This is a genomic window from Idiomarina sp. HB, assembly GCF_048059115.1.
Lineage (GTDB): Bacteria > Pseudomonadota > Gammaproteobacteria > Enterobacterales > Alteromonadaceae > Idiomarina > Idiomarina abyssalis.
In genome coordinates this window covers 125,327-142,408 of sequence record NZ_JAYLVU010000001.1, presented here as the reverse complement: position 1 = coordinate 142,408, position 17,082 = coordinate 125,327, and the positions used below count along the sequence as shown (strand labels likewise).

The window sequence follows — 17,082 nt, the reverse complement described above, 5'->3', positions numbered from 1 at the left end:
AGCGGTTAGCTTCAATCAAGCTGGCAGATTATGGCTTATACAATGCAAACCGCCACCTCCAAGGACAAATTCCCTGGCGTTAAACGACAACACTTTCCTCTCAGGCAAAGCATTTTGAATTCGCTGAAAAGCCTCATCATCTGTTTCTAAACCAAATTCAGGAATCACGAGCAGCTTATCGGTCTGCAGCACATTCACGTAGCTGCAAAGCAAAGGCAAATCAATGGTTCGCTTTAAGCTCAGTTCGTTAAGTTCTATATCCTGTCTTTCTTCTGGCATTGCTGACTGCGGCCGCGGCAAGGGAAGTGGAATTGCGTTAATAAACTTTGGTAATTGACTGACAAGCTTCTGCAACTGCTGGCAGGCTTCATAGTCCGGGTGTGTTACGTCGTCGGTAAACACATATAACAAGGTGTCAGAATCGACAAAGATCGCCATATTGTCAATGTGGCCGCCGGTTTCATCAGCCGACAAAGAGTTATTGAAAAAGTAGAGACGCTGGCCAGGTAATAACTTACTGAGTATCGCTTTTAATTCATTATGACTCAGGTCCGGGTTTCTTCGTTTTATGCACGCTAACCCAACTATCCAGTCACCTTTCCCGTTGTGGGTAAAAGCACCACCTTCTGCAACCAGTTGTGCTTTGTCGTGCGACAAATTGAAATAACCGCATAAATTTTCAGCAAACTGACTGTCCGCAGTTATCGCTTGTTGCACACCGCTCCAACCATCAAAGTTGAAGGATAAGGCTTTTACCTCTTTTCCATTATTCAGCCAGAGCGGAGCAATATCCCGTAACCAGATATCGTCATAATCAACTTCAATACGGTGAATCCGTTTCAGAGAGTCAGGCAAGTTACCTTTAACCTGAGAGGATACTACCAACGAAACTGGCGCCGAGGCCGGTAACTGATCCAATAACCTGAGCAAGGCGTTTTGCGCCGGTTTTGCATGACTACGCCAGACATCTCCCCGGTACGGCCATGCTAGTAACAAGCGCTGGTTTGCCACAAAATCTGGCAACCAGCCTTCACCGATAACCACTTATTTACCCCGTCGTTTGCTCTGCTTTTTATCCTGCCGATGACGGGCTGTAGCTTTACGTATTTTCGCAAAACGACGCTGTTTAGATTCTTCATTGCGAGGATCAAGAAATGAGTGCTTCTCTGGGGGTAAGTTCACTTGCGCCCTTAATGCATTAACCTGCTCAAGCTTCATCTCCGCCCAGCCACCTTGCGGCAACCCGGCTTCCAGAGGAATATCGCCGTAACGAACACGGATAAGACGGCTCACCTGTACTTCCTGAGACTCCCACAAACGGCGAACTTCACGATTACGCCCTTCGCTTAAGGTGACATGAAACCAACGGTTCATGCCGTCACCGCCTGCCGGCTTTATGCTATTAAAATGTGCCGGCCCATCTTCCAGTTGCACACCTTTTCTCAGGCGTTGCATCATAGCCTCATCTACTTCACCAAACACACGTACGGCATACTCCCGCTCAACCTGCTGGCTGGGGTGCATCAGGCGATTAGCAAGCTCTCCGTCAGTGGTGAAAAGCAACAGACCAGATGTATTCACATCCAGACGCCCTACAGCAACCCAGCGTGCGCCGCTCATTCGTGGTAAACGGTCATAAACGGTCGGCCGCCCTTCGGGGTCTTTACGCGTACAAAGCTCACCTTCGGGCTTGTGGTAAATCAAAACACGGCAAATGACCTCTTCTTCAGGTTTAATCTGAACTTCGTGGCCATCAATGCGAACCTTAGCGTCTGCGTCGATACGCTCACCTAACTGTGCCACTTTACCGTTCACACGAATGCGGCCCGCGGAAATTTTAGCTTCAATTTCGCGGCGTGAGCCATGTCCAGATCGGGCTAAAACCTTTTGTAATTTCTCGGTCATTACGAATCATCTCTCTCGTTAGTCGCTGTCTCAGCGGTACGTTCATCATCTTCACTGAGTGTATCGATATCGGGTAATTCCGATAAGTCACTCAAATTAAAATCATCTAAAAAGTCATTGGTGCTGGCATAAAGTTGAGGGCGTCCCGGCACTTCTTTGTGCCCGACCACTTTGACCCATCCCCTTTCCTGCAACGTCTTCATTATGTGGCTACTGACACTTACGCCACGTATCTGTTCAATTTCACCGCGGGTTATTGGCTGCCTGTAAACAATTAAAGCCAAAGTCTCCAATAAAGCATTTGAGTATCTGGGTGGCTTTTCCTGCCACAACCCCGCTAGCCGCTGCCCAAGCTCAGCTCGTGTTTGGAAGCGGTAACCAGAAGCCACTTTTACTAATTCAATACCCCGCTCCCGGTAATCCAATTGCAGCTCTTTCAGCTGTTGCTTTATTGCCGTAAGTGACGCTTCCCCTTCATTCAGCAAAAGCTGATGCAGTTGCTCAGCCGATAAAGGCTGAGGGTGTGCAAATAAGGCCGCTTCGATAAGTTGTTTAAGCTGTAACGGATTCATCTTGGCTGTGCTGTCTCAAACTCAGGCGAATATCACTCATAGGCTCTACTTGTGACAATTCTACCATTGATTCTTTCACAAGTTCTAAAATTGCTAAAAAACTAACCACAGCCCCAGCGCGCCCCTCTTTGCGGGTGAACAGCTGACTAAAAGAAACATATTTTTTATTGCTTAATAGTTCCAGTACCTGGCTCATTCTTGCCCGTGTGGATAGCTGTTCCCGTTTTATCTGATGATGTGCTTTTAGCTCAACCTGCTGCAATACCCGACTAAAGGCAAGCGTCAAATCCTCTAAAGTAACTTCCGGAGGTGTTGATGTTACCCACTCACGCGCATTGGTATTAACCTCACTCAGCAATATATCCCGCCCTACTTGAGGTTGCTGGTCAATATACTCTGCACCCTGACGTATGGCTTCATACTCCTGCAAGCGCCTGATTAATTCGGCTCTTGGATCTTCTTCTTCATCCTCTTCCTGAGGCGGCTTCGGTAATAGCAGTCGACTTTTAATTTCCGCCAGTATGGCGGCCATCACCAAATAATCAGCGGCCAGCTCCAGCTTAAGCTCTTGCATCATATCCACATACTCAACGTACTGTCGGGTAATGGCCAAAATAGGCATATCAACAATATCGAGCTTTTGTTTACGGATTAAGTACAACAGCAAGTCCATCGGACCACTGAAAGTATCCAGAATAACTTCCAGCGCATCCGGTGGTATATAGAGGTCTTCTGGTTTTTCTATAACCGGTTCGCCGCGGACAAAACCTAAAGGCAGTGACTGCTGTTCAGCCATAATTAACCCAAATGCCTAGCAAGTTATTAAAAGTCAAAAGGTTCTGTGTCTCCGGAGCCTTCACGGCGAATGGTCGGCGCGCCTTCAGACAAATCCACAACCGTGGTTGGTTCTTCACCTTTATGACCGCCGTCAATAATTAAATCCACTAATTTTTCCAGCTTATCCCGAATTTCTTCCGGATCAGATTCTGCCAACATTCCTTCACCAAGGATCAAGCTGGTCGACATTAACGGCTCGTTCAACTCTTCCAGCAAGGCCATTGCTATACGGTTGGTCGGAACCCGTATGCCGATAGTTTTACGTTTGGGATTCAAAAGTCGCTTGGGAACTTCTTTAGTACCTTTCAGAATAAAAGTGTAAGGCCCCGGGGTGTTATTCTTCAGTAGACGGAAAGCATCGTTATCAACTCTGGCATAAGTCGCAAGCTCAGATAAGTCACGGCACATTAAGGTAAAATTGTGCTCTTTGTCTATTTCTCGAATCTGACAAATACGATCCGCCGCTGCTTTGTCACCAATTTGGCAACCAATGGCATAACCCGAGTCCGTAGGATAAACCACCACACCGCTTTTACGAATAATTTGAACCGATTGCTGAATTAAACGTGCTTGAGGATTTTCCGGATGAATTTCAAAAAATTGACTCATAATCTCCCCCTCAATCCTTCTACTGTGACCAATGCTCCCATATTGGCACACAGTCCGCCGGCAGACAAAGATTTTTGCCAAGTTCGCGCCAATTCCCCGGATAGTGAAAGTCGGAACCCTGAGAGGCTAACAGCCCGTATTCCTGGCTCATTTTTGCCAAAGCGTCACGATGGCCCGGAGACTGCTGACACAAACTGACTTCCATTGCATCAAGCCCCCACTCTTTACCCTCTACCAAAAGTTTACGAAGCCACTTGTTTGACATCTTGTAGCCATGCGGATGCGCCAGCACCGCCTTGCCACCAGCACTATGAATAGCATCTATTGCTTCAGGTATATCACACCATTCAGGGTTTACATAAGCACTACTGCCTTTACCAATATAGCGGTCAAAAGCCTGCTGTGGTTTACTGACAGTTCCCTTGCGTACCATGGCATCGGCGATGTGCTTGCGTGTAGGCATACCATCCGCCTGACAATCCTCTGCGGATAAACTAACGCCACGTTGGTATAACTTCTCAAGCATGGCATCAAAGCGATCATAACGACGTTGCTGCTGTTCGTTTAACAATGTCTTTAACTGCCCCTCTTCTGGATCGATATTGAGACCGACGATATGGATCTCAAAACTGTGCCAGCGACAACTGATTTCAACACCGTTAATCAATTTAATCGGCAGGCTTTCCTGAGCAATCAGGCTGTTCGCTTCGGGCAGGCCGTCAACACAGTCATGATCGGTAATAGCCAGTACATCCACCTCCTGCTCACAAGCCCGGTGCAAAAGCTCAGAGACAGACAATGAACCATCCGAGTGCGTGCTGTGACAATGTAAATCATAAACTGGCATTAAATCTCCGCCGCCAGTTCTGTACCCTGGCGAATCGCGCGTTTAGCATCAAGCTCGGCAGCAACATCGGCACCACCAATTAGGTGCACAGTCTGGCCGGCTGACTGCAATGCGTCGTGTAATGACCGTTGCGGTACCTGCCCCGCACAAATAATCACGTTATCAACTTCCAGCAATTGTTTTTCACCTTCACGCTCTATTTCTATACCTTCTGGCACAATGCGGTGATAAGTCACCCCATTCCACATATTCACAGACTTACTTTTTAACTCGTTACGATGAACCCAGCCAGAGGTTTTGCCTAACCCCTTACCAACTTTACTCTCTTTACGCTGAAGCAACCAAACCTGACGCGGGCTCTGCTCTGGCTGCTGAGGTTTTAGGCCGCCCCGATCACTGTAGCTTTTATCAATACCCCAACGCTCTGACCACTCAGGTTCATCCAGTGTCAGTGACTTTTCGGTGGTCAGGTATTCAGAAACATCAAAACCGATACCACCGGCACCAATCACAGCCACTTTTTTACCCACAGCTTTGTGGTCACGTAAAACATCTAAGTAGCCCAGAACATGCGGTAAATCGATACCCGGAATATCGACCTGCCGTGGGCTGACGCCAGTTGCCAGAACCACATCATCGTATTTTTCTGCCAGCAGCCCTTCGCAAGTTTGCTCTTTTCCAAGCTTCAAATTAACCCCAGTGTCTTCAATGCGGTACTTAAAGTAGCGCAAGGTTTCATAAAACTCTTCTTTACCCGGAATCTGCTTGGCGTAGTTAAACTGACCACCAATTTCATCGGACTTGTCGTATAAATCGACCTGATGACCACGCTCTGCTGCGTGACAGGCAAAGGCAAGCCCTGCCGGGCCGGACCCAATGACCGCAATGCGCTTTTTCTGCTCAACCGGTTTCATGACCAGTTCCTGCTCAAAACACGCCTGCGGGTTAACTAAACAGGACGCCCGTTTATTCTCAAACACATGATCCAGACAGGCCTGATTACAGGCAATGCAGGTATTAATGCGTTCAGACTGACCTTGCTCTGCTTTATTCACAAAGTCAGGGTCGGCCAGTAATGGCCTTGCCATAGACACCATGTCAGCCTGGTTGCTTTCTAAAATATGCTCGGCAATTTCCGGGGTATTAATACGGTTAACGGCGACCACCGGTACCGACAACTCACGGCGTACGCGTTCAGTTATCCAGCTGAAGGCGCCACGTGGCACCGAGGTCACAATGGTCGGAACCCGTGCTTCGTGCCAGCCAATGCCGGTATTAATAATGGTCACGCCCGCCTGCTCCAGTAGCTTACCCAGCTGCAGCACTTCGTCCAGCTTATGTCCGTCTTCCACCAAATCCAGCATCGACAAACGGAAAATAATAATCGACTTTTCACCCACCGCGGCCCGCACGGCTTTAACAATTTCTAACGGAAAACGCATGCGGTTTTCAAAGCTACCGCCCCAGTCGTCAGTACGCTTATTGGTTCTTGGGCACAAAAACTGGTTAATCAGATAACCTTCCGAACCCATGATCTCAACACCATCATAACCGGCTTTCTGCGCTAACTGAGCGCCGCGGGCATAGTGTTTAATAGTTTTGAGAATTTGCCGTTCAGACATGGCTTTGGGTTTGAACGGATTGATAGGCGCTTTGACTGCGCTCGGCGCTAACGAAAACGGATGGTAGCTGTAACGACCAGCGTGCAGAAGTTGCAGACAGATTTTACTGCCATACTTATGAACGGCATCAGTCACCTGACGGTGTTTACCCACATGCCAGGGCTTTGACATTTCACTGCCAAAGGGCGCTAAGCGTCCTCGAAAGTTTGGGCTGATACCGCCGGTAACAATAAGACCTACGCCACCTTTTGCACGCTCTTCATAAAAGCTGGCTAATTTACTAAAGCCATTTTTTTCTTCTTCCAGGCCAGTATGCATTGACCCCATCAAGACTCGGTTCTTTAACGTTGTGAAGCCAAGATCCAGGGGTTTTAGTAAATTTGGGTATGAATTTGCCACGCCAACCTCTTATTTTAAACGGGTGTTTAACTTTTCCTAACTGTACTGCTTAAACCCGTTTAACTCAAGCTCAGAACGCCATAGCTTCACGCAGCAAGAAGCGGGAAAGCGCCATACTATCTACCTGTAAATTGGGGTTACCATCACGAACTTGCTCAGCTACCTGCTCTAGAATGGGCCACAGCAATTCTTTAACCTGTGCATCAGCACTTTGCATTGACTGCAGATCAGTCAGCTCAAGCTCTCTTACATGTACGCTTAAAATGGGTTCACCTTTGTCAAACAAGTTAATAGTGACGTCTTCCATCAGCCACTCATCAACTCGCCAGTTTAACGGTACCGAACTCACTTTCTGCACTTTCACTGAGTTCATCTGCTTTAAAAACTCATGCAAATTCGAGCGCCCGGTGCCGTAATATGCCACGGTCAGTTGAGCACCGGACATGGATACTTTTGAAATATCAACACGACTGCTGCCAAGCGCCTGCCAGTCACCAGTTAACACCAACTGCTTGGCTAACAACAATTGATTCTCAGGCTCCGACAAGGCATCCACACGAGTTGCAAAGCGAACGTTATTTGCCGTCAAGCCATCAGTTAGTGAGTTAACCTCAAGCTCCTCCACTTCGAGATCGGCATTTAACTGCTCCGACGCCATTGTCTGTAAACCGTCTTTCATTGCATCAGACAGGTTTTGGGCATTAACTGACAAGCTGATAACCGGAAGCAAAAGCCAGCAAAAAGCCTGTGTTAAATGTGTAATTTTCATCGGTGACCTCATTCAATTAGGATCCAGTCGCAGGAATAAACCCAATAATCGCATAACCTTTGACTCTTTAAAGTAATTATTTGTTAATCTGAAGCGACATTATAAAAAAACGGAGAACAATCTCATGCGAAAGAGCCTTGCTTTAATTGCTTCTTTGTCACTGATGGGTTGCTCGGTAGTATCAGCACCTGTTGTTGCCGAAGAAAGCTCAACGAATCATAAACGCATGTTGCCGGTAGACACCGAAGTGGTTACCGAACACAGCGTAGAAATTAATGGCGAAACTGTCGACTACACAGCCACAGCCGGCACTCAACCGGTATGGGATGACGAGGGCAACCCAACCGCATCGTTATTCTATACCTATTATGAACGCCAGGACGTTGATAACCGTGAGTCTCGCCCTGTTGTTTACTCCTTTAACGGCGGCCCTGGTTCAGCATCGGTTTGGATGCACATTGCCTACACAGGCCCAAAAGTATTAAATTTGAGTGACGAAGGCTATCCGGTTCAACCTTATGGCGTGCAGGACAACCCGCACTCCATTCTTGATGTCGCTGACATTGTTTTTATTAACCCAGTCAATACCGGCTACTCACGCGTGTTGCCAAATGAAGATGGCGAAATGCCGTCGCGCGAAAAGCAGAAAGACATGTTCTTCGGTGTTAATGCCGACGTTAAATATCTTGCCGAGTGGATGAACACCTTTACTTCGCGCATGAACCGCTGGCAGTCACCTAAGTACTTAATTGGCGAAAGCTATGGCACAACACGTGTATCGGGTCTTGCACTGGAGCTGCAAAACAGCCAGTGGATGTATCTAAACGGCGTTATTCTAGTGTCACCAACTGATATTGGTATTGACCGCGATGGCCCGGTAAAACAAGCTAACCAGCTGCCTTATTTTGCTGCAGCCGCCTGGTATCACGATGCACTGCCAGACGCATTACAGAGCAAAGATCTGGACGAGTTACTACCAGAAGTTGAACAATTCACGCTGAACCAGTACTTACCGGCACTGGCGAAAGGCGCCATGCTAACGGGTGAAGCCCGAGAGCAAATGGCCGAACGCGTCGCTTATTACTCAGGCTTATCAAAACAAGCGGTATTAGATAACAACCTGGCGCCGAGCACCTGGTATTTCTGGAAAGAACTCCTGCGTGACCGCGACCGCACTATTGGCCGCCTTGACTCACGCTATTTAGGCCTGGATGAAAAACGCTCGGGCGACCGTCCTGACTATAACGCAGAACTGACGTCATGGTTACATTCGTTCACGCCAGCCATTAACTACTACCTGCGTGAAGAGTTAAATTTTGTAACCGACATTAAATACAACATGTTCGGTCCGGTTCATCCGTGGGATCGCTCGAACAACAACACCGGTAAGCAATTACGTCAGGCCATGGCGCAAAACCCTTACCTGAATGTGTTAATTCAGTCAGGTTATTTTGACGGCGCTACTAACTACTTCGATGCTAAGTACAACATGTGGCACTTAGATCCAAGCACGCAAATGAGCGACCGCATCGACTTTAAAGGCTACCGCAGTGGCCACATGATGTACCTGCGCCGTGCCGACTTAGAGAAAGCCAATGACGACTTGCGTGAGTTTATTCGTAAGTCTGATTCAAAAGGCAAACCAGCAGAATATCAATAGAGAAGAATAAAAGCAGAAAGAAAACAACTGTTGACAGACTTTCGCTCAAGCGTTAGTTTGTCAGCATTAAAACGAATTAAGAGAGCTATACAACTTATGTTTTTACGTACAACAACCCAACATTGGTGGTGGCACTTCCCGAACGAGCGGGTGGTGTAGTTGTGCGTGTAACGTAAATAGCTTCACTTTGAGAAACCCGCTCCTTTGAGCGGGTTTTTTATTGCCGTTTCACTGGAGCAGGTTTAAAAATCAACAAGAGAAAACGAGGTCTGAGGTGAAAAACCTGACAACTGAACAAGACGGCAATTTAGAGACACTGAGAGTGTCACTGCCTTATCAGGCGGAGCCACTACAAGTATTTCAGAATACTTGCAGCACACAAGGTGAGCATTTACTGCTGGACTCAGCTGATATCGGCACCAAGCAGCAGGTAAAGAGCTTGCTGCTGATTGATGCAGCGTTACGAATTACCTGTAACGACCAACAGGTCACTATTATTGCTCTGACTGATAACGGCTCTGCCTTGCTCAGCTGGATTGAAGAACAGCTTAAAGATAGTGCGACTATTGAAAGAGCACCAGACCAACTGACATTAACCTTCAGTGCTGCAACTATGCCACTGGATGAAGACTCCCGCTTACGTCAAATCAGTAACATGGAGCCGCTGCGACTACTCCAGCAAAACCTCAATAAAGCAAACGACACAGCAAAACAGCACCCGTTTTCTGTCTTTCTCGGCGGCGCTTTCGCCTATGACTTTGTTGCCAGCTACGAGCGGCTGCCCGAAGTTGAAGAAGGCGAAAACAACTGCCCTGACTATGTCTTTTACCTGGCAGAAACTTTGCTGATTATTAATCATCAACAGCAAACCACTGAGCTTCTTGGCAGTGTTTTCAGCGGTGACGGTCACGACCAGCGTTATCAGGCTATGAGTCAGCGTATAGGAGAACTGGCAGCGCGCTGTCAGCTGCCGGTAATAGAACCTCAACCTCAGCCGATTGATGTAAAAGTAACAGCCACACCCTCAGCAGAAGAATTTGCAGGCATTGTTACCCGGCTAAAAGAAAACATTGTGGCGGGCGATATTTTTCAGGTAGTGCCGTCCCGGCGTTTTAAAATGCCCTGCCCTGATCCGTTAGCCGCTTACCAACAGTTGAAGAAGAATAACCCCTCACCCTATATGTTTTTTATGAGTCATCCGGATTTTTGCCTGTTTGGAGCCTCACCTGAGTCCGCACTGAAATATCAGCAGGACACCAATCAGGTAGAGCTTTATCCTATTGCCGGTACCCGTCCACGCGGTAAAAATGCCGACGGCAGTATTAACCCGGACTTAGACAGCCGCATGGAACTGGAACTGCGACTTGACCAAAAAGAACTCGCAGAACATTTAATGCTGGTTGATTTAGCCCGTAACGATTTAGCCCGTATTAGCGAAACCGGCACTCGTTACGTTGCCGACCTGCTTCAGGTTGACCGTTATTCTCATGTTATGCACCTGGTTTCACGCGTGGTGGCAAAACTGAGGAACGACTGCGATGCTCTTCACGCTTACCGCGCCTGCATGAATATGGGCACTTTAGTGGGAGCTCCAAAAGTTAGCGCCGCGACTCTTATTCGTCAGGTCGAACAACAACGTCGCGGCAGCTACGGCGGCGCTGTTGGGTATCTGGCCGGTAATGGCGACATGGATACCTGTATTGTTATTCGCTCCGCGTTTGTTAAGAACGACGAAGCCATAGTGCAGGCCGGTGCTGGTGTAGTGCATGACTCAGATCCGGCCAGCGAAGTCGCCGAAACAGAGAATAAAGCTAAGGCCGTTATCCTGGCAATTCAGCAGGCCCACACTTTACCTGAACAGGAGACGCTATAATGACTCAGTCAGCTCGTATCGTACTGATAGATAACGTCGACTCGTTCTCGTACAACCTGGTGGATGAGTTGCGCCAGTTAGGTTTTCCGCTGGTCGTTTATCGTAACCAACTGGCAGCAACCGATGTGATTGAACAGCTGGAAAATTACAGTGGCCCTCAACTGGTATGCTTGTCACCGGGGCCCGGGCACCCATCAAATGCCGGAAACCTGATGGAAGTGATCCGATACTGCAGCGGCCGCATACCCATGCTGGGTATTTGTCTGGGCTTTCAGGCGTTAATTGAGCACGCAGGCGGACGAGTTGATACCTGCGGTGAGATTGTCCATGGCAAAACCGCTAAGGTCGATACTGTGACGCATCCCGTATTTACCGCCGCAACGGATAACAACCAGTGCGTTGTAGCGCGTTACCACTCATTAAGTGGTTACGACCTTCCGGAAGCAACAAAGGTAATCGCCAGTTTAGATGGCCCCGATGGCAGTATCCCCATGGCTGCCGAGTTTTTTAATGAAGCAGGAACCGTTAGTCATGCCATTGGCTTTCAGTTTCACCCGGAGTCGCTTTTAACGCCAAAGGGAAAACAATTACTTAGTAACAGCATTCAGTATTTATTAACAGGAGCAAAGCCATGAAAGCCCTACAAACTCTGATGTCTGGTGAGGCTCTGACGCAAGATCAAACCCGTGAATTTTTCCAGCGCTTAATTAAAGGCGAGCTCAACGACATTCAGGTGACCGCGGCGCTCATTGCCATGAAAATGCGCGGCGAGACTCCCGGCGAGTTAGCCGGTGCCGCTGAAGCAATTTTATCGGCCGCAAAACCTTTTGTTCGTCCCGATACCACAGTTATTGACAGTTGTGGTACTGGTGGCGATGGCAGTAACACCATCAACATTTCCACCACAGCGGCTTTAGTTGCCGCCAGTATGGGCCTGGCAGTTGCCAAACATGGTAACCGAAGTGTGTCTTCACGTTCAGGATCAGCCGATGTACTCGAAGCACTTAAACTTCGCGTTAATCTGGATCCTTCGGATGCCTCTGCCCAACTGGCCGATAACGGCTTTTGCTTTTTATTTGCTCCGCATTATCACCCAGGCATTAAACACGCTATGCCGGTAAGACAAACCCTGAAAACACGCACCTTATTCAACCTGATTGGTCCTTTAGTTAACCCGGCGCGTCCCGACGCTCAACTGCTCGGTGTTTATAGTGAGGAATGGGTAAGACCAATGGCTGAAACCCTGCAGCGACTGGGGGTTAAGCGTGCTATGGTCGTACATGGAAGTGGACTGGATGAACTGGCTCTGCACGGCCCAACTCAAGTCATTGAACTGCGTGACGGCGAGCTGAATGAGTACCGGGTTACTCCTGACGACTTTGGTGTTCCCAGCGCCCCGCTTGACGAGTTAAAAGGCGGCGATGCTGACTTCAATGCCCGTATTCTGGAGGACATTCTTGCCGGAGGCGGCAGCCCCGCTCAGCGCCACTCAGTTGCTATGAACGTTGCAGCTTTGCTTTATTTAAGTGGACAATACAGCGATATGAAAGCCGCAACTGCAGCAACATTGGAGCATTTAGACACCGGCCAGGCTCTGTTGCATTTACGCCGCGTACAAGACGCCCAGGAGACTTACCATGTCTGACAGCATCAGCTTAAAAAAGAATGTGCTGAAAACCATTGTCGATCGCAAAGTTGAGCAAAATAAAGCTCAGGCTGACCTTATGCCCCTGAGTGAAATAAAGTCTCAGCTCAGCCCCAGTGACCGTAGCTTATATGAAGCCTTAAGTGGTGAGCAGGCAGGTTTCATTCTGGAGTGTAAAAAAGCGTCACCATCAAAAGGTCTTATTCGTGCTGACTTTGACGCACCACAGTTGGCAAAAAGTTACCAGCCTTATGCCGCAGCCATTTCCGTACTAACCGAACCTGAGTTTTTTCAGGGCCGGCTGGACTACCTGACCGCCGTGCGCCAACAAGTGACTCAGCCGGTTTTATGCAAAGACTTCTTTATTGATGAAGAGCAGGTTTACCGAGCTCGTTACTTTGGCGCAGACGCTATTTTGCTTATGCTGTCTGTACTCGATGATGCGCAGTATACCATCCTGCGTGATATCGCCGAATCGCTCGCGATGGACGTGCTCACCGAAGTCGCTAACGAAAACGAAATGAAACGTGCCGCAAACCTGGGCGCGAACATTATTGGTATTAACCACCGCGACTTAACGGACTTAAGCATTGAGCCGAACCGCAGCGCACAGTTAGCTCCGCTGGCACCGGAGAATGCCTTACTCATTGCTGAGTCGGGATTTTCCGAACACGCGGACATTCGCCGGGTAGCTCCCTTTGTTAACGGTTTCCTTATTGGCAGCGCATTGAGCGCTCAGCCAGACGTTGATTTAGCCTGTCGAAAACTGCTTTTCGGGCAAAACAAAGTCTGCGGCCTGACCCGCGCAGAAGACGCTATAAACGCCCGCTCACAAGGCGCCGCATATGGTGGGTTGATATTTGTTGAACACTCTCCCCGCTGCGTTACCCAGCATCAGGCAAAAGAAATAACAGCAGGAGCCACTGGCCTTGAGTACGTCGGTGTTTTTGCTGATCAGCCATTAGATAGCCTTATCGAAACGGCCGGAAAAGTCGGTCTTTCCGCTATTCAACTGCATGGTCATGAAGATATCGACTATGTTGTTCAATTGCGTCAGCAATTACGCCAAGCCGGTCTGCAAGCCGTAAAAATATGGAAAGCTTTAGCGATTGAAAGCCCGGCACAATTGCCGGACCTGCCGGTTGATGCCTTTGTTCTGGATAACCGCGGTGGCGGCAGCGGCAAGGCCTTTAACTGGGAATTTTTGGCGCCATTGAGCACTGAAGAGCGTCTGCGCTGCCTGCTGGCAGGAGGCATTGGCCCCGACAGTATTACCAGTGCAATTGAACTAGGCTTTGCCGGAGTCGACATTAACTCTCAAGCAGAGTGGAAGCCCGGCGTTAAAAATAGCAGTAAAATAGCTCAAACATTCACGAAAATTCGCCACTACGGTCGATTTTCGTCAAACAGAATATCAGACAAGCATACCCAACAGGAGGCTGTATGAGTCAGTCATTACCCGCTTACTTTGGCGATTTCGGCGGCCAGTTCGTTCCTGAAATCTTATTACCGGCATTAGAGCAGTTGGAAAAGGCCTTTATCGAAGCGCAACAAGATGAAGATTTTCAAGCTGAGTTTCGCGGATTGTTGAAAAATTACCTGGGTAGGCCAACGCCGCTCAGCTTGTGCCGTAACCTGCCGCTGCACAGCCCGAATAAAACAAAAATTTACCTTAAGCGTGAAGACTTACTTCATGGCGGCGCCCATAAAACCAACCAGGTACTGGGGCAAGCATTGCTGGCTAAACGCATGGGCAAAACCCGTATTATTGCCGAAACCGGCGCAGGGCAACACGGGACCGCGACAGCCCTTGCCTGTGCCCTGCTGGACTTAGAGTGCATTATTTATATGGGTAAGAAAGACGTTGAACGCCAACAACCCAATGTCTTTCGTATGGAATTAATGGGTGCAAAGGTTGTGCCCGTCGATACCGGCAGCGGTACTTTAAAAGACGCGGTCAACGAAGCGCTGCGCGACTGGACTTCCAGCTACCCGGATACTCATTACTTATTAGGAACTGCCGCCGGGGCACACCCCTTCCCGACCATAGTACGCGAATTCCACCGCATGATTGGTGAGGAGGCTAAGGCCCAAATTAAAGAGCAGGCCGGTCGTTTACCCGATGAAGTTATTGCCTGTGTCGGTGGTGGCTCAAACGCCATTGGCATGTTCGCCGACTTCATCGACGAAGAAGACGTCGAGCTGGTTGGTGTTGAACCTGCCGGTAAAGGTGTGGAAACCAAGCATCACGGGGCCACACTCACTGCAGGAAAGCCCGGTATTTTGCACGGTTGTCTGTCATTTTTAATGCAAAACCCGGAAGGACAAATCGAAGAGTCCTATTCCGTATCGGCAGGTCTGGACTACCCTGGCGTCGGTCCCCAGCATGCGCATTTAAAAGCCATTGGTCGTGCACGCTATGAATCGGTTACCGATGAGGAAGCACTGGAAGCCTTTAAATTACTGTCGCGTCATGAGGGTATTATTCCGGCGCTGGAATCAGCCCATGCTTTAGCTTATGCATTGAAACGCGCAGCCGAACCAGATGCACCTGAAATTTTATTGATTAACCTGTCGGGACGCGGCGACAAAGACATCGATCACGTACGTCGTATATTCAGCGCTCAGGAGAATGCTGGAGTTAGTGCTACGGAGGAACAACAATGAGCCGTTATGAAACGTGTTTCGCACAATTAAAAGATGATAATCAGGGCGCTTTTGTGCCATTTGTCACCATAGGAGACCCGACTCCGGGGCAAAGTGTTGAAGTTATCAAAGCACTTATCGATGGCGGCGCCGATGCGCTGGAACTTGGGCTCCCATTTTCGGACCCTGTAGCTGACGGCCCCATGATTCAACGTGCAAACCTGCGGGCCTTAGACGCGGGCACAACCTTTAATGACATTTTGCGGATTTTAAGAGAAGTTCGTGACTATTCACCGCAAATACCCATTGGGTTATTAGTTTACGCCAACTTAATCTACGCTAAAGGTGTTCGCGACTTTTATCAGCAAATGAAAGATGTTGGCGTCGACTCAGTGCTTATTGCCGATGTTCCGACCAAGGAAGCCAAACGTTTTGCCGCCATTGCAAAAGAGATTGGTATAGACGCTGTATTTATTGCCCCACCGGATGCCAGTGATGCACTGTTAGTCACTATTGCTGAACAATGCTCAGGTTATGTCTATCTGCTGAGCCGCTCGGGGGTTACCGGAGCCGACACGCAAATGCAGGCTCCGGCATCTGAGCTGATTAACAAACTTAAAGAAGCCGGTGCGCCGCCGACTTTGCTTGGGTTTGGCATATCCCGGCCTGAGCATGTACAACGGGCGCTTGCGGCAGGTGCCGACGGTGCAATTAGTGGCTCAGCTGTGGTTGCGCTTATTGAGAAAAACCTCGACAATAACGCGCAGCAAACAGCGGACCTTAGAGCTTTTGTAAAAGGCATGAAGGCCGCAACCCAATTGTCATAGAGTTGCCACCGGAGTAGTTAATGGCCCTGTTGTTAGAATATTTACCCATAATCGCTTTTTTTGTGTTTTACAAAATGGCCGATATTTACGTCGCTACCGGCGTACTAATGGCAGGGACAGTGGTTCAGTTATTGGGCCTTAAGCTGCTAAAGCAACCACTGACAACACGCCACTGGGTGATATTAGTCGTTGTTATGCTATTCGGTGCAGTAACGCTGTTATTGCGTGACGACTGGTTCATCAAAATGAAAGTCTCTGTTGTGTATCTCGCTATTGCATTTCTACTTTTGGGCGGCTTAGTTTGGAAAAAACGCAGCCCGATTCAGGCTATGATGGGTAAAGATATCAAACTGCCTGACATTGCCTGGCTGAGGCTGACCTACGCATGGATCATCTTTTGCGTGGCATTGGCAGCCGTGAACCTCTACATTGCGGAGTATTGGAGTCAGGAAGCCTGGGTTAATTTTAAAGTATTCGGCATTTTGGGTATTTCACTCATATTCACAATTGGCACCGGGTTTTACATGTACCACCACGCCATTGATGAGGAGAACACACACTAATGTGGTTTGTTATTTTCGCAGAAGACCATGAAAACTCACTGGAAGGCCGCAAGCAGGCACGCCCTGCTCACCTTGAGCGCTTAAAAGCCTTACAGAACGACGGTCGCTTACTGGTCGCCGGTCCCTGCCCGGCTATTGCAGAGCTTGACCCGGGTGTACTCGGTTTTACCGGCTCAGTGGTCATCGCTGAATTTGACTCTCAGGAAGAAGCGGAACAATGGGCCAACGACGATCCTTACTGGCAAGCCGGTGTCTACAAGAAAGCGACGGTGAAGCCATTCAACGCCGTTTTACCAAACTAACCGAAT

17 protein-coding genes and 1 other annotated feature are annotated in these 17,082 nt (G+C 48.7%); of the genes, 9 read left to right on the top strand and 8 right to left on the bottom strand.

Translation table 11 applies throughout. The annotated features are described in order from the left end of the window. Positions 1-15: 15 nt before the first annotated feature. From VBY75_RS00765 to VBY75_RS00730, 8 genes are all read right to left on the bottom strand, one after another. Entirely contained in the window at positions 16-1,044 is a 1,029-nt protein-coding gene (locus tag VBY75_RS00765) for an agmatine deiminase family protein (protein ID WP_271331233.1), read from the bottom strand. Next, entirely contained in the window at positions 1,045-1,905 is an 861-nt protein-coding gene (gene rluB / locus VBY75_RS00760; RefSeq protein WP_199494624.1) for a 23S rRNA pseudouridine(2605) synthase RluB, read from the bottom strand. Beyond that, on the bottom strand, positions 1,905-2,477 hold the full coding sequence (gene scpB / locus VBY75_RS00755; RefSeq protein ID WP_222235552.1) for an SMC-Scp complex subunit ScpB: 573 nt from the start codon (positions 2,475-2,477) through the stop codon (positions 1,905-1,907). Before scpB ends, rluB begins: the two co-directional genes overlap by 1 nt. Next, the gene (locus VBY75_RS00750) at positions 2,458-3,273 is read right to left on the bottom strand and encodes a segregation and condensation protein A (RefSeq protein WP_199494622.1); all 816 of its coding nucleotides are present in this window, start codon (positions 3,271-3,273) and stop codon (positions 2,458-2,460) included. The genes scpB and VBY75_RS00750 overlap by 20 nt, the downstream gene beginning before the upstream one ends. Before the next feature lie 26 nt (positions 3,274-3,299). After that, the gene (locus VBY75_RS00745; protein ID WP_199494621.1) at positions 3,300-3,923 is read right to left on the bottom strand and encodes an L-threonylcarbamoyladenylate synthase; all 624 of its coding nucleotides are present in this window, start codon (positions 3,921-3,923) and stop codon (positions 3,300-3,302) included. Between the two features lie 19 nt (positions 3,924-3,942). Then, positions 3,943-4,770 carry a PHP domain-containing protein gene (locus VBY75_RS00740; protein ID WP_416510599.1) on the bottom strand — a complete coding sequence of 276 codons (828 nt, stop codon included), beginning with the start codon at positions 4,768-4,770 and terminating at the stop codon, positions 3,943-3,945. Continuing rightward, positions 4,770-6,791, bottom strand: a complete 2,022-nt coding sequence (locus VBY75_RS00735; protein WP_416510596.1) for an FAD-dependent oxidoreductase — start codon at positions 6,789-6,791, stop codon at positions 4,770-4,772. Before VBY75_RS00735 ends, VBY75_RS00740 begins: the two co-directional genes overlap by 1 nt. Positions 6,792-6,861: 70 nt before the next feature. Then, the gene (locus VBY75_RS00730) at positions 6,862-7,560 is read right to left on the bottom strand and encodes a hypothetical protein (RefSeq protein ID WP_234972458.1); all 699 of its coding nucleotides are present in this window, start codon (positions 7,558-7,560) and stop codon (positions 6,862-6,864) included. Between the two features lie 124 nt (positions 7,561-7,684). Here VBY75_RS00730 and VBY75_RS00725 point away from each other — a divergent pair, with 124 nt between their 5' ends. The 9 genes from VBY75_RS00725 (at position 7,685) to VBY75_RS00685 (ending at position 17,076) form a co-directional block, all read left to right on the top strand. Then, on the top strand, positions 7,685-9,220 hold the full coding sequence (locus VBY75_RS00725; RefSeq protein ID WP_224797216.1) for a S10 family peptidase: 1,536 nt from the start codon (positions 7,685-7,687) through the stop codon (positions 9,218-9,220). A 117-nt stretch (positions 9,221-9,337) separates the two neighbouring features. After that, positions 9,338-9,442: a sequence feature (Trp leader region), on the top strand. Between the two features lie 52 nt (positions 9,443-9,494). Continuing rightward, the gene (locus VBY75_RS00720; protein ID WP_416510593.1) at positions 9,495-11,093 is read left to right on the top strand and encodes an anthranilate synthase component 1; all 1,599 of its coding nucleotides are present in this window, start codon (positions 9,495-9,497) and stop codon (positions 11,091-11,093) included. Then, on the top strand, positions 11,093-11,728 hold the full coding sequence (locus VBY75_RS00715) for an anthranilate synthase component II (protein ID WP_224797214.1): 636 nt from the start codon (positions 11,093-11,095) through the stop codon (positions 11,726-11,728). Before VBY75_RS00720 ends, VBY75_RS00715 begins: the two co-directional genes overlap by 1 nt. Next, complete coding sequence (trpD, locus tag VBY75_RS00710) at positions 11,725-12,738, top strand: anthranilate phosphoribosyltransferase (protein WP_416510591.1); 1,014 nt, start codon at positions 11,725-11,727, stop codon at positions 12,736-12,738. Before VBY75_RS00715 ends, trpD begins: the two co-directional genes overlap by 4 nt. Next, entirely contained in the window at positions 12,731-14,185 is a 1,455-nt protein-coding gene (gene trpCF / locus VBY75_RS00705) for a bifunctional indole-3-glycerol-phosphate synthase TrpC/phosphoribosylanthranilate isomerase TrpF (protein ID WP_416510589.1), read from the top strand. The genes trpD and trpCF overlap by 8 nt, the downstream gene beginning before the upstream one ends. Continuing rightward, positions 14,182-15,405 (top strand): tryptophan synthase subunit beta, encoded by a 1,224-nt coding sequence (gene trpB / locus VBY75_RS00700; protein WP_054488440.1) that lies wholly within the window; start codon positions 14,182-14,184, stop codon positions 15,403-15,405. Before trpCF ends, trpB begins: the two co-directional genes overlap by 4 nt. Further along, positions 15,402-16,211: a tryptophan synthase subunit alpha gene (trpA, locus tag VBY75_RS00695; protein WP_416510586.1), complete on the top strand. Its 810-nt coding sequence runs from the start codon at positions 15,402-15,404 to the stop codon at positions 16,209-16,211. The genes trpB and trpA overlap by 4 nt, the downstream gene beginning before the upstream one ends. Positions 16,212-16,231: 20 nt before the next feature. After that, positions 16,232-16,774 (top strand): inner membrane-spanning protein YciB, encoded by a 543-nt coding sequence (locus VBY75_RS00690; RefSeq protein WP_054488444.1) that lies wholly within the window; start codon positions 16,232-16,234, stop codon positions 16,772-16,774. Beyond that, positions 16,774-17,076: a YciI family protein gene (locus VBY75_RS00685; RefSeq protein ID WP_222235561.1), complete on the top strand. Its 303-nt coding sequence runs from the start codon at positions 16,774-16,776 to the stop codon at positions 17,074-17,076. Before VBY75_RS00690 ends, VBY75_RS00685 begins: the two co-directional genes overlap by 1 nt. Positions 17,077-17,082 lie beyond the last annotated feature (6 nt).

What these genes read in the sequence shown, in the direction of transcription:
- rluB (WP_199494624.1), bottom strand. Translation starts at nt 1,905, where the DNA reads ATGACCGAGAAATTACAAAAGGTTTTAGCCCGATCTGGACATGGCTCA.
- scpB (WP_222235552.1), bottom strand. Translation starts at nt 2,477, where the DNA reads ATGAATCCGTTACAGCTTAAACAACTTATCGAAGCGGCCTTATTTGCA.
- VBY75_RS00750 (WP_199494622.1), bottom strand. Translation starts at nt 3,273, where the DNA reads ATGGCTGAACAGCAGTCACTGCCTTTAGGTTTTGTCCGCGGCGAACCG.
- VBY75_RS00745 (WP_199494621.1), bottom strand. Translation starts at nt 3,923, where the DNA reads ATGAGTCAATTTTTTGAAATTCATCCGGAAAATCCTCAAGCACGTTTA.
- VBY75_RS00740 (WP_416510599.1), bottom strand. Translation starts at nt 4,770, where the DNA reads ATGCCAGTTTATGATTTACATTGTCACAGCACGCACTCGGATGGTTCA.
- VBY75_RS00730 (WP_234972458.1), bottom strand. Translation starts at nt 7,560, where the DNA reads ATGAAAATTACACATTTAACACAGGCTTTTTGCTGGCTTTTGCTTCCG.
- VBY75_RS00725 (WP_224797216.1), top strand. Translation starts at nt 7,685, where the DNA reads ATGCGAAAGAGCCTTGCTTTAATTGCTTCTTTGTCACTGATGGGTTGC.
- VBY75_RS00715 (WP_224797214.1), top strand. Translation starts at nt 11,093, where the DNA reads ATGACTCAGTCAGCTCGTATCGTACTGATAGATAACGTCGACTCGTTC.
- trpD (WP_416510591.1), top strand. Translation starts at nt 11,725, where the DNA reads ATGAAAGCCCTACAAACTCTGATGTCTGGTGAGGCTCTGACGCAAGAT.
- trpCF (WP_416510589.1), top strand. Translation starts at nt 12,731, where the DNA reads ATGTCTGACAGCATCAGCTTAAAAAAGAATGTGCTGAAAACCATTGTC.
- trpB (WP_054488440.1), top strand. Translation starts at nt 14,182, where the DNA reads ATGAGTCAGTCATTACCCGCTTACTTTGGCGATTTCGGCGGCCAGTTC.
- trpA (WP_416510586.1), top strand. Translation starts at nt 15,402, where the DNA reads ATGAGCCGTTATGAAACGTGTTTCGCACAATTAAAAGATGATAATCAG.
- VBY75_RS00690 (WP_054488444.1), top strand. Translation starts at nt 16,232, where the DNA reads ATGGCCCTGTTGTTAGAATATTTACCCATAATCGCTTTTTTTGTGTTT.
- VBY75_RS00685 (WP_222235561.1), top strand. Translation starts at nt 16,774, where the DNA reads ATGTGGTTTGTTATTTTCGCAGAAGACCATGAAAACTCACTGGAAGGC.